The 13145-nt window shown below is 28.2% G+C and carries 13 protein-coding genes; all 13 read right to left on the reverse strand.

Annotated features, from left to right (window positions below; all coding sequences use genetic code 11):
• Positions 1-115: 115 nt before the first annotated feature.
• The 13 genes from secG to B5D11_RS00750 all read right to left on the reverse strand — a co-directional run bounded on the left by secG (position 116) and on the right by B5D11_RS00750 (position 13098).
• A complete protein-coding gene (secG, locus tag B5D11_RS00690; protein WP_078681119.1) occupies positions 116-346 on the reverse strand; it encodes a preprotein translocase subunit SecG in 231 nt (76 codons plus the stop codon).
• Positions 347-464: 118 nt separating this feature from the next.
• Positions 465-1760, reverse strand: a complete 1296-nt coding sequence (gene eno / locus B5D11_RS00695; RefSeq protein WP_078681120.1) for a phosphopyruvate hydratase — start codon at positions 1758-1760, stop codon at positions 465-467.
• 69 nt (positions 1761-1829) lie between these two features.
• Complete coding sequence (gpmI, locus tag B5D11_RS00700; protein ID WP_078681121.1) at positions 1830-3365, reverse strand: 2,3-bisphosphoglycerate-independent phosphoglycerate mutase; 1536 nt, start codon at positions 3363-3365, stop codon at positions 1830-1832.
• Between the two features lie 18 nt (positions 3366-3383).
• Complete coding sequence (tpiA, locus tag B5D11_RS00705; RefSeq protein ID WP_078681122.1) at positions 3384-4130, reverse strand: triose-phosphate isomerase; 747 nt, start codon at positions 4128-4130, stop codon at positions 3384-3386.
• Between the two features lie 230 nt (positions 4131-4360).
• The gene (locus tag B5D11_RS00710; RefSeq protein WP_078681123.1) at positions 4361-5551 is read right to left on the reverse strand and encodes a phosphoglycerate kinase; all 1191 of its coding nucleotides are present in this window, start codon (positions 5549-5551) and stop codon (positions 4361-4363) included.
• A gap of 98 nt (positions 5552-5649) precedes the next feature.
• Positions 5650-6660: a type I glyceraldehyde-3-phosphate dehydrogenase gene (gene gap, locus B5D11_RS00715; RefSeq protein ID WP_078681124.1), complete on the reverse strand. Its 1011-nt coding sequence runs from the start codon at positions 6658-6660 to the stop codon at positions 5650-5652.
• Positions 6661-6741: 81 nt separating this feature from the next.
• Positions 6742-7785 carry a sugar-binding transcriptional regulator gene (locus tag B5D11_RS00720; protein WP_078681125.1) on the reverse strand — a complete coding sequence of 348 codons (1044 nt, stop codon included), beginning with the start codon at positions 7783-7785 and terminating at the stop codon, positions 6742-6744.
• A gap of 143 nt (positions 7786-7928) precedes the next feature.
• Positions 7929-9302: an RNA polymerase factor sigma-54 gene (gene rpoN, locus B5D11_RS00725; RefSeq protein ID WP_180376935.1), complete on the reverse strand. Its 1374-nt coding sequence runs from the start codon at positions 9300-9302 to the stop codon at positions 7929-7931.
• A 199-nt stretch (positions 9303-9501) separates the two neighbouring features.
• Positions 9502-9834 (reverse strand): thioredoxin family protein, encoded by a 333-nt coding sequence (locus B5D11_RS00730; protein WP_078681127.1) that lies wholly within the window; start codon positions 9832-9834, stop codon positions 9502-9504.
• A gap of 47 nt (positions 9835-9881) precedes the next feature.
• Positions 9882-10805, reverse strand: a complete 924-nt coding sequence (gene trxB / locus B5D11_RS00735) for a thioredoxin-disulfide reductase (RefSeq protein ID WP_078681128.1) — start codon at positions 10803-10805, stop codon at positions 9882-9884.
• Positions 10806-10850: 45 nt separating this feature from the next.
• A complete protein-coding gene (locus B5D11_RS00740) occupies positions 10851-11690 on the reverse strand; it encodes a DegV family protein (RefSeq protein WP_078681129.1) in 840 nt (279 codons plus the stop codon).
• A 19-nt stretch (positions 11691-11709) separates the two neighbouring features.
• Entirely contained in the window at positions 11710-12177 is a 468-nt protein-coding gene (gene trmL / locus B5D11_RS00745) for a tRNA (uridine(34)/cytosine(34)/5-carboxymethylaminomethyluridine(34)-2'-O)-methyltransferase TrmL (protein WP_078681130.1), read from the reverse strand.
• Positions 12178-12273: 96 nt separating this feature from the next.
• Positions 12274-13098: a Cof-type HAD-IIB family hydrolase gene (locus B5D11_RS00750; RefSeq protein ID WP_078681131.1), complete on the reverse strand. Its 825-nt coding sequence runs from the start codon at positions 13096-13098 to the stop codon at positions 12274-12276.
• Positions 13099-13145 lie beyond the last annotated feature (47 nt).

Below are 13145 nucleotides of genomic sequence, written 5' to 3' on the forward strand. Positions count from 1 at the left end.
TTTTTTGTATTATTTTAAATAATATTCTTATATTAATTATAACAAGATTATCCAAAATTTAAAATTATAAAATAAAAAAGTACAGCCTATAGACTATACTTTAACAGTAAAATTATTAAACTTTATTTAATGCGATTACAACTAAGGCAAATAAAATAGCAAAAATAACCGTAAGTCTAGATAACATACCTTCATAAGTCTTTGTTTTATTTTTGCTGTAATATGTATCTCCAGCTCCTCCACCTACAAATCCTGATAATCCATTTGTCTTACTTGGTTGCAAAAATACAAGAACTATAAGTATTAAAGAAATTATAACAAGTGCAACTATAAGTGCAGTTTTCATTTCATATACCTCCCGCAAAATTATACATTGTTATTTTATCACACTAAAAAATATAATACAATAACTATAATTAAAAAGACCTTACTGCATTATACAGAAAGGTCTTCTTATATTTTAATTATCTTTTTATGTTATAAAATGCTTTTATTCCTCTGTATTCAGCCATATCTCCAAGCTCTTGTTCAATTCTTAAAAGTTGATTATATTTTGCAACTCTTTCACTTCTTGCTGGAGCACCAGTTTTTATTTGTCCTGCATTCATAGCTACAACTAAATCAGCTATAGTTGTATCTTCAGTTTCACCACTTCTATGAGAAACTACTGCTGTATAACCAGCTCTTTCTGCCATTTCTATAGCATTAAGAGTTTCTGTAAGTGTTCCTATTTGATTAAGCTTTATAAGAATTGAGTTAGCTGTTTTTCTTTCGATACCCATTTGAAGTCTTTCAGTATTAGTTACAAAAAGGTCATCTCCAACTAATTGAATTTTGTTTCCAAGCTTTTCAGTTATAAGTTTCCAACCTTCCCAATCTTCTTCTGCCATACCATCTTCTATTGAAATTATTGGATATTTGTTAACTAAATCAACATAAAAATTAACCATTTCTTCTGGAGTAAGAACTTTTCCTTCTCCCTTTAAGTTATATTTTCCATCTTCGAATAATTCTGAAGATGCTGGATCTAATGCTATATATATATCTTTTCCTGGAGTATATCCAGCTTTTTCTATAGCTTCTATTATAACTTGAATAGCTTCTTCATTAGATTTTAAATTAGGAGCAAATCCTCCTTCATCGCCAACTCCTGTTTCATATCCTTTAGCCTTTAAGTTTGCTTTTAAAGCATGATAAACTTCAGCACTCATTCTTAAAGCTTCACTAAAAGATGGAGCTCCTGCAGGCATAATCATAAATTCTTGAAGATCTACATTATTATCAGCATGCTTTCCTCCATTTATTATGTTCATCATTGGAACTGGAAGAACCTTTGCATTTACTCCTCCTATATATTGATATAAAGGAAGACCTAAATAGTTAGCAGCAGCATGTGCAACAGCAAGTGATACCCCAAGTGTTGCATTTGCTCCTAATTTACTTTTATTTTTAGTCCCATCAAGTTCAAGCATAGTTTTATCTATCGCTACTTGATCAAATACATTCATACCAATTAATTCTGGAGCTATGATATTATTTACATTATCTACAGCTTTAAGAACACCTTTTCCATTAAATTTTGATTTGTCATTGTCTCTTAATTCAACAGCTTCAAATATACCTGTTGATGCTCCTGATGGAACAGCAGCTCTTCCTATAGTACCATCTTCTAATGTAACTTCAACTTCTACAGTAGGGAAACATCTTGAATCAAGAATTTGTCTTGCTGTTACATCTACAATATCTACATGCATTTTCATAAAAAAACTCCTTTCTAATATATATTTTATCTGCAGAGAGTATTTTCTCTCTGCAGTAATTAATTTAAATTATTTTATTAAAGATTTTCCAGTCATTTCAGATGGAATTTCAAGGCCCATAACTTCAAGCATAGTTGGAGCTATATCACAAAGTTTTCCGCCTTCTCTAAGTTCTTTGCCCTTAGCTTCTTTAGAAATATAAAGGAAAGGAACTGGATCAGTTGTATGAGCAGTCATAGGTTCTCCAGTTGAAAAATCAATCATTGTTTCAGCATTTCCATGATCAGCAGTTATAAATACTGTACCATCTTTTTCTAAAACTTTTTCCACTACTTTACCAAGACAAACATCAACAGCTTCTATGGCTTTTTTAGCAGCTTCAAACACACCTGTATGGCCTACCATATCTGGGTTTGCATAATTTAGAATTATCATATCATATTTATCACTATCTAATCTTTTAATTACTTCATCAGTAACTTCAAACGCACTCATTTCTGGCTTTAAATCATAAGTTGCAACTTTAGGAGAAGGAATAAGAGCTCTATCTTCACCTTCATTTGGTGCTTCCACTCCTCCGTTAAAGAAGAATGTAACATGAGCATATTTTTCAGTTTCAGCAATTCTAAGTTGTTTTTTGCCTAGTTTACTTACATACTCTCCTAATGTATTATTGTAAGATTCTGGTTTAAACGCTACAGATACATTTTCTAAAGTTTTGTCATATTGAGTCATACATACATAATTTAAATTTAAAGTTTCTCTCTCAAAACCGTCAAATACTTTATCATTTATAGCTCTAGTGATTTCTCTTGCTCTATCTGGTCTAAAATTAAAGAATATTACTGAATCTCCATTTGAAATTTTAGCTCTTGGTTCTCCATTTTCTAATATAACAGTTGGAAGTACAAATTCATCTGTTTTATTATCATTATAAGATTTTTCAATGGCTTCTAAAGCTGAAGATGCAGTTTCTCCTTTTCCTAAAACCATGGCATTATAAGCAAGCTGAATTCTTTCCCATCTTTTGTCTCTATCCATAGCATAATATCTTCCAGAAATTGTAGCTATACTTCCACATCCAATTTCTTTCATATAATTTTCTAAATCTAAAACAAAATCTTTTCCTGAACCTGGCTGAACATCTCTTCCATCAAGAAAAGCATGAACATATACTTTTTTTAGTCCTTTATCTTTAGCAAGCTTAATTAAAGCCTTTAAATGATCTATGTGTGAATGAACTCCACCATCAGATAAAAGTCCTAAAAGATGAAGGGAGGTAGAATTTTTAATTGCCTTGTCAATTGCATCATTAAATTCCGGCTTTTTAAAAAAATCGCCATCTTCTATCGCTTTAGTTATTCTTGTCAATTCTTGATATATTATTCTTCCTGCTCCAATATTTAAATGTCCAACTTCAGAATTTCCCATCTGACCTTTTGGAAGCCCAACATCCATTCCACTTGCTCCTATTTCTGTATGCGGATAAGTGTTAAAATATTTATCATAATTAGGTTTATTTGCTGCTGCTACTGCATTACCATCTACTTTATCTGATATTCCAAATCCATCTAGTATCATTAGCATAACTGGTTTTTTTGACATGGCTTTTCCCCCTAAAATCTAAAAATTAACAATAGCACTAAAATCTTCTACAACCAAGCTTGCTCCCCCAACTAATGCACCATCTATGTCTGATTTACTCATTTGGTCTCTTATAGTTGAAGGTTTAACAGAACCACCATATTGTATTCTAGTTTTTTCTGCTACTTCTCTTCCGTAAATATTAGCTATAACACTTCTTATAAATGCTATGGTTTCATTAGCTTGATCAGATGTTGCAGTTTTACCAGTGCCTATTGCCCAAATTGGCTCATAAGCTATAACTATTTTCTCCACTTGTTCAGAATTTAATCCCTCTAAATCCAATGTTATTTGTTTTTCTATAACTTTTTCTGTTATATTACTTTCTCTTTCTTCAAGAGTTTCACCAACACAAAGTATTGGAATTAAATTATGTGCAAATGCAGCCTTAATTTTTTTATTTACAGTTTCATCAGTTTCATTGAAATATTGTCTTCTCTCACTATGTCCTATTATAACGTAATCTACTCCAAGTGCTTCTAACATTCCTGGAGCAACTTCTCCTGTAAAAGCTCCTTTTTCTTCAAAATGAACATTTTGAGCTCCTACTTTTATATTGCTTCCTTTACAAACTTTAACAACTGATTCTAAAGCTAAAAATGTAGGACATACTACTACTTCACATTTAGCATCTTTTACTAATGGTTTTATTTCTTCAATAAAGCGAACAGATTCTTCTATATTTTTATGCATTTTCCAATTACCTGCTATAATAGGCTTTCTCATATTTTAACACCACTTTCTCTTTACTTAATAAATATAAACAAGTTATTTTAAATCTTTATTATTAATTTTTTATATTTTAAATCTTTATTTTAAAAAACTTGTTTATTTATAATTAAGAATGAAGAATACTCTTCATTCTTAATTATCTTTATGATTTTATTATATCACTATAGTTTTATATGTAAATATTAATAAATAATAATTGTTTATTAATATTTATTAATATTTTATTATTTGTCGTTAAGTGCAGCTATTCCTGGAAGTTCTTTACCTTCTAAAAATTCTAATGAAGCTCCACCGCCAGTTGATATATGAGTCATCTTATCACCAAATCCAAGATTGTTAACAGCTGCAGCACTATCTCCTCCACCTATAATTGTGGTTGCTCCTGATTCAGCCATAGCTTTAGCAACTGCTATAGTACCTTGTGCAAAATTCTTAAATTCAGCAACTCCCATAGGTCCATTCCATATAACTGTTTTTGCTTCCTTTATAGCATCTGCAAATATTTTTTCAGATTTTGGCCCTATATCTAATCCCATATACCCTTCTGGTACATTTTGATCTTCTGTAATTTTAGCTTCAACATCAGCATATTCTGGTGCAACTCTGTTATCAACAGGAAGTAATAGTTTAACTCCTTTAGCCTTAGCTTTTTCCATCATTTCTTTTGCATAATCAAGTCTTTCTTCATCAAGAAGTGATTTGCCTATTTCATAGCCTTGAGCTTTAAAGAAAGTATAAGCCATTCCACCACCTATTATTAAAGTATCAACTTTATCTAATAGGTTTTCTATAACAGCTATTTTATCAACAACCTTTGCTCCTCCTAATATTGCGCAAAAAGGTCTTGTTGGATTTTCAACTGCATCTCCTAAGAACTTTAATTCCTTTTGAATTAGGTAGCCACATACAGCAGTATCTACAAATTTAGTAACTCCAACTGTTGAACAATGTGCTCTATGAGCTGTACCAAAAGCATCATTTACATAAACATCAGCTAGAGATGCTAAATCTTTTGAGAATGAATCTTCATTCTTTCCTTCTTCTTTTCTAAATCTAGTATTTTCAAGAAGAATAACGTCTCCCTCTTTAGCGTTTTCTACTGCTTTTTTAGCATTTTCTCCAACAACTACATCATCAGCAGCAAATATAACTTCTTTTCCAAGCATTTCAGATAATCTCTTAGCAACTGGAGCAAGAGTTAAACTTGGATCTGGTCCTTTAGCTTTACCTAAATGTGAACAAAGAATAACTTTTGCACCATGCTCTATTAAATATTTTATAGTTGGAAGTGCTCCTTTTAATCTATTTTCATCTGTTATTTTTCCATCTTTCATTGGTACATTAAAATCACATCTTACTAAAACTCTTTTTCCTTTAACTTCAATATCTTCAATAGTCTTTTTATTAAATTTCATATTAATATCTCCTTTATAATAAATTTTATATGTAAATTTAATAAAGGTCTGGGTTTATAGCCCTAACTACAAAACCAGACCTATATATTTATTTTAAATTATAATCTATCAGCTACGTATTTAGTTAAATCAGCTAATCTATTTGAATAACCCCATTCATTGTCATACCAGGAAACAACTTTAACCATGTTTCCACCTATAACCATTGTAGATGGAGCATCAACTATAGAAGATCTTTCATCTCCTCTAAAGTCCATAGATACTAATGGTTCTTTTTCTATTCCAAGTATTCCTTTCATTGGTCCATTAGCAGCTTTTTCGAATGCAGCATTTACTTCTTCTACTGTTACTTCTCTTTCTAATTCAGCAACTAAATCTGTGCATGAAACTGTTGGAGTTGGAACTCTTAATGAAAATCCATTTAATTTTCCTTTTAATTCTGGAAGAACTAATGCAACTGCTTTAGCAGCTCCAGTTGTTGTAGGTATCATGCTTTCTGCTGCTGCTCTAGCTCTTCTTAAATCTTTATGTGGACCATCAAGTATTCTTTGGTCATTTGTATATGAATGAACTGTTGTCATAAGACCTTTAACTATTCCAAATTCTTGATGAAGAACTTTAGCAAATGGTGCTAAGCAGTTTGTAGTACATGAAGCATTTGAAATTATGTTATGGTTAGCTGGATCGTATTTATCTTCATTAACTCCCATAACTATTGTTATATCTTCATTTTTAGCTGGTGCTGATATAAGAACTTTTTTAACTCCAGCCTGTTCCATATGTCCTTTAGCTTTTTCAGCATCTGTATAGAATCCAGTTGATTCTATAATTATTTCTGCTCCAACAGAAGCCCAAGGAATATTTTTAACTTCTTTTTCAGCAAATATTTTTATTTCTTTTCCATCAACTATAATGGAATTGTCTGTAGCTTCTACAGTTCCATTATACTTTCCAAATAAGGAATCATACTTTAAAAGATGTGCAAGTGTTGCTGGAGTAGTTAAATCATTTATAGCAACAACTTCTAGTTCATTGCCATAATTTTTAACTAATGCCTTGAACACATTCCTTCCTATTCTTCCAAAACCATTAATACCAACTTTTACCATTTGATATTACCTCCTATGAAATATAATAAATTATATATATAAAATATAATTTGACTAAATTTATAAAATATACTATGAACATTAGATAGTTTGCTCTTTTTTATTCAAAATATTAATAATTTCTAAAGCAGCACCTTCATCTGTTATAAGAGTTGTGTTGTTTATACTTTTTAAAGCTGAAATTATAGCTTCTCCCTTGGATTTTCCTGCTGCAACAGCTATTAAATTATTAATATTTTTTAAAAAATCATGTTCAACTATTATTGTTGATGCACAGTATATTACTTCTCCATTATTATTAAAATAATATCCTAAAGCTTCTCCTACTGCACCTTTTTCCATAAGGCTTTTTATTTTGTCATCACTTAAGCCTCTTTTTTGAGCCATTATATCTGCTCTTCCTATACCATATATTAATATGTGTGAATTTTTAACATTTTCTATAACTTCTTTTACATCTTTTTCATTTAAAAGAGCACTTAAAGCATTACTGCTTAAGTTATCTGGCACATGCAAAAGTTTATAATTAGCTCCTATTTTTTGTGCTAAATTAGCAGCAAGATTATTAGCCTGAACTTCTAAACTTCTTCCCATGCCACCTCTCGCAGGTACAACTAAAATATTTTTAAAACTGCTTATATTAGGAATATTATCTATAACTGATTTTATAGTAGAACCACCAGTTAAGGCTATAATTGAATTATCTTTTAAAAGTTCTTTTATAAAATTAGATGCTGCCTTACCAAGTTCTGAAAGAACAGTTATATCTTCATCTGCATTTCCTGGAACAATAATAACATTTTTTAAATTCAAATATTTTTTTATGTAACTTTCTATTTCTGAAAGACCTTTAAGCTCATGTATAAAATCCTTAAGTTTCTCTAATACGTCAATACCTTCAGAAGTTAGTGTCATACCTGGAGTATTTATACTTATTAAATTTTGATTTTTTAAAAAATTTATTTCATTTCTTACAATTCTTTCAGATATTCCTAAATTATTTGCAAGGATTCTTCTTCCTATAGGACTATTATAATATATAGTCCTCAAAATATCATATCTTTTTTGAAGAAGTTCTAATGTTTCAGGAACAAGCTTTTGTACGGATTTTAATACATCATGCAATAAAAACACCTCTTTGGTCAACAGACGTCCCAGCTGTTTGCTTCTTGTCCCACTTCTATTATAAATTAAATACTAATTTTTTTAAATTAGTATTTAAAAAAAAATTGTAAATAAAGTGTGAACAAAAAAATTTTTTGTAATATTTAAAATCTTTTTCTTTTACTTGAAGATTTTATATTCATCTCTTCTCTATATTTTGCCACTGTTCTTCTAGAAATATTCATACCTTTTTTATTTAATATATTACATATTTCTTGATCAGAAAGAGGATTTTTTTTATCTTCTTTATCAATAAGTTCTTTTATTTCTTTCTTTACAATATTTGTAGATATTGTTTCATCTTTATTGCTGCTTAAAATTACTTTATTAGTAAATAAGTCTTTTATTTTTACTAACCCTCTATTTGTATTTATATATTTATCTTTTATAGCTCTGCTTACTGTAGATTCATTCATATCAATTTTTTCTGCTATATCTTTTAAAGTCATAGGTTTTAAATATTTTTCTCCATAATCAAAATATTCTTTTTGAATTTTTACTATTTCAGAAAGAACTTTATATATAGTGCTTTTTCTATGTTCTATACTTTTCATTAAAAAAAGTGCATTATTTATTTTTTCTTTAACATAACTAATAGCATCTTTATCTTCATTTAATTTTACTATTTCTTTATAGTTTTCATTTATTATTAATTTAGGCAAAACATTATCATTTATTATTATATGATACTCTTCACCTATTTTTCTAATATAAGCCTCTGGTACAATAAAGCTTGTCTCTTCTCCTGTATAAAACCCACTAGAAGGCTTAGGATTAAGAGATTTTATTATATCTTCATAGTATTGAACTTCTTTTAAGGAAATATTTAACGCTTTAGAAATATCTGAATATTTATTTTCTGCTAAATTCTCTAAATAATTATTTACTATTGTATATAATTTTTCATCTTCATATTTTTTTCTTTTTAGTTGAAGTATTAAACATTCTTTAATATTTCTTGCAGCTATTCCTGAAGGATCAAGGCTTTGAACAATATCTAATGCTTTAGCTGCATCATTTTTTTCTATATTAAATTGTTTTGATATTTCATCAATTCCAATTTCTAAATAACCTCTTTCATCTAAATTATTTATAATATATTCACATACAGGCTTTAGGTAATCCTTTACACCTATGTCAATAATTTGATTTATCAAATATTCTCTTAAAGTTAATTTTTCTGAAATAAAATTAAAAGGTGAGATTTCATCTTCATTATTATTTTTTTCATTATAATTATGACTATAATTATCAAACTCAAGATACTTGATTAATTCTTTATAATTAACTATATCTTTATCGTCATATGTTTGTAAATTTTCATTATACTCAGCTTCTAAAACAGGATTTTCCAATACTTCGTTTTCTATGTGTTCTATAAGTTCTAAGCTAGACATTTGTAAAATTTTTATTGATAATTGCATCTCTTGAGTCATTATTAATTTTTGCTCTTGAGTTAGATTTAAGTTAAAATTAATATCCATATTATCCTCACCTCACTTTATCTTTTTAAAATATTATAACATATTTTTAAGGACATAGCCAAAAGCTATGCCCTTTTTTAATTATATTTTATCTTTTTATACATATTTTTGTTATAATTTTGTTTATTATTTTTGTCATATTTTATTTTTAAATTATTAATTTTTAAATGATAATTTTTAAAATCTTTTCATATTAAATATTATCATAAACAATTTTAATAAAGTTTTCTACATCTTTTATACTATTTATTTTATCTGGAGTAATAGTTTTATATTTTTCTCCATTTTTATATATTATCATAGTAGGAAGTCCTAAAACTCTTTGAGATATTGCAAGTTTTCCAAAAGCAGAAGTATTTAAACTTGCAAACTTTATCTTGTCTTTATACTTTTCTTCTAATTTATGCACCTCTGGCATTAAATTTTTACAAATTTCACATTTATCTCCCCAAAAATCTACAAATACTGGTTTTTCTTTATAATTTATAACTTCTGATTCAAAGTTTTCATTGTTAAGTTCTATCATACTTTAATAAACCTCCTTAGAAATAAATTTTACATAATAATTTATTCCTAAAACTCGTTTTCTAAATAATGTTCTGCATTGGTTGCAGCAATAGCTCCATCTGCAGCAGCTGTAATAACCTGCCTTAAAGATTTTACTCTTATATCACCTGCTGCAAATACTCCTGAAATGTTTGTTTTCATTTCTTCATCTGTAATTATATAACCTGCTTCGTTCATTTTTATTTTATCTTTAAATAAATCAGAAATAGGTTCATAACCAACAAATACAAAACATCCATCAACTTTAAGATTAGATTTTTCTCCTGTTTTTACATTTTTAATAATTAATCCTTCAAGTATTCCATCCCCTATTGCTTCTTCAACTACAGAATCATATATTACTTTAATTTTAGGATTATTAAACACTTTTTCTTGTATAGATTTTACTCCTCTAAATTTATCTCTTCTATGAATTATAGTTACACTTTCTGCAAACTTTGTTAAATATATAGCTTCAGTTAATGCTGAATCTCCACCTCCAACTACAGCTACATTTAAATCAGTAAAAAAGTCAGCATCACATGTAGCACAATAAGAAATTCCTCTTCCTCTTAACTCTATTTCATTTTTAAATCCTGCAAGTTTAGGTGAAGCACCAGTTGCTATTATTACACTTTTTGCTTTATAAATATCTTTATTACCTTTAAGTTCTTTAATTTTTGATGTGAAATCTACCTCTAATATTTCATCTTTTTCAAATTTTGTTCCAAAATCTTCAGCCTGTTTTCTCATTCTTTCAACAAGCTGTGGTCCTGTACAATTTTCTATAGATCCTGGATAATTTTCAATTTCATCTGTTGTTGCTGTTTGTCCGCCAAATTTAGAACGTTCAATTACTAATGTATCCATCTTTGACCTTGCAGCATAAATAGCTGCTGAAAGCCCTGCAGGACCTCCTCCAATTATTACAATATCATATATATTATGCATTTTTATTGCACTCCTTCTATAATCTTATAAAAATATAAATTTATGTTAATACTTTTCTATAAAAAATAATCCACAAGCTCCAGTACCAGAATGAGTTCCTACTACACAACCAACTTCAGTTTCTATAAATTCAATTTTTTCTGTAATAAGATTTTCTTTTAATATTTCTAGAATATTTTTGTTTTCTGCCTGCAATAAAGCAACAGTTTCACCACTTTTTATACCTTTTTCTTTTAAATAATCCCATATAACTTTTGCTGCTTTTTTGCTTCCTCTTACCTTATCAAATACAATAAGTTCTCCATTTTCTATAGTTATTATTATTCTAATATTGAGAATTCCACCTATTACTCCTGCTGTTTTAGAAAGTCTCCCACCTTTAACTAAATTTTCTAAACTTTCAAAAGCTAATGCACTTTTTACATGAGGTATAATTTCTATAATTTTTTCTTCTATTTCTTTTATTGTAAATCCTTCCTTAACTAGCTTTGCCGCTTTAATTACCAAAAGCCCAAGACCAGAAGTAACATTAAAGCTATCTATAACAATAATATCTTCACTTCCAATCATATCTTTTGCTATACAGGCTGATTGATAAGTTCCGCTTAATTTTGAAGAAATATGTATTGATATTATTTTATATCCTTCTTTTATGTATCTATTATAATATTCATAAAAACACTGGGGATTTATTTGTGATGTAACAGGTAATTCATTGCTTTCTTCCATTTTTTTTAAGAATTCATTAAGTTTTATATCTACCCCGTCTTTATAACTTTCTTTTCCAAAATGCACTGTTAGAGGAATTACTTCTATATCATATTTTTCTACTATATCTAAAGGTAAATCCGCTGTGCTGTCTGTTATAATTTTTATTTTTTCCACAAATACTACTCCTTTTTTATTATTTCATGTTTGGAAAGTTCATTTGTCTTAAAGCTTCATAGGCCAAAATAGCTACAGTATTTGATAAATTAAGAGAGCGGGTACTAGTCTCAAGCATTGGCACTCTTATTAAATTATCTAAATTACTATTTCTTATATAGTCTGGAAGCCCTGAAGTTTCTCTACCAAAAATAATAAAGTCTCCCTCTTGATATGAAACTTGTGTATAATATTTTTTTCCTTTAGTTGTTGAAAAATAAAAATTTCCTTCTTTATATTTGTTTCTAAAATCTTCATAAGATTCATGTATTTCTAAGTCAAGATACTGCCAATAGTCTAATCCTGCTCGTTTTAAATGTTTTTCGTCTAAACTAAATCCTAAAGGTTTTATAAGATGAAGTTTAGAATTTGTAAGTACGCAGGTTCTTGCTATGTTTCCAGTATTTTGAGGAATTTCAGGTTGAAACAAAACAATATTAAGATTCAAAATTTTTCCTCCTTTATAATTTTTAATTATATTTTTAATAATTTATATATTATATTATGTAATATCTTTAGTAAAGCTTTTATTTAACTTGGTTTATTAATTATTTAATATAAATTTTTCAATTGCTTTTGCAACACCATCTTCATCATTATTATCTGTAATAAAATCTGCTATATTTTTTAGTGTTTCCTCAGCATTTCCCATTGCTACTCCAAGTCCTGCATATTTTATCATAGATATGTCATTTTCATTGTCTCCTATACACATAATTTCTTCTCTTTTAATTCCATAAAATCCAGCAAGTACTTCTACCGCTCTCCCTTTTGAAACTCCTTTGCACATAATTTCAATATTATTAGAAGATGAGCTTACCACTTCAAACTCATCATGTTGTTTTAATTCTTTTTTAGCTGCTTTAATTTTTTCTAAATCATCATCAATAGCAATACATTTTATAATACTATCACCATATTTTTCAAATATACTGTCCCAGTCTTTTGACACCTGAATTTTTATTTTCCATTTTTCAGGTAATTCTTCATTTTGTTTACTGTAACCCTCTGAAGAATATATAATTTTTTCAGTAAAAATTATATCTGGTGCATTAAAATGGGGATATATATCATATTTCTTTAATATATTTAATATTTTATTGCATTTTTCTTTACCTAAAACAGATTTATAAATAACTTCATCTCTATCTTTTTCTTTTATATAAGCTCCATTTAATGCAATAATTGGAACTTTTACTCCTATTAAATCTCCATAATAAGCAGCAGAAGTATATACTCTTCCAGTACAAATAGTAACTTTTACTCCTTTTTCATGAGCTAATTTTACAGCTTTTATATTTCTATCACTGATTTTACCATTACTATTTAAAAGTGTTCCATCCATATCTAAACATATAAGTTTATACATAAATTCAGCTCCCTTTTATATATTACTTAAATAATTATATTATATAT

It is taken from the genome of Clostridium sp. USBA 49, from assembly GCF_900167505.1.
GTDB classification, from domain to species: Bacteria; Bacillota; Clostridia; order Clostridiales; family Clostridiaceae; genus Clostridium_AT; species Clostridium_AT prolinivorans.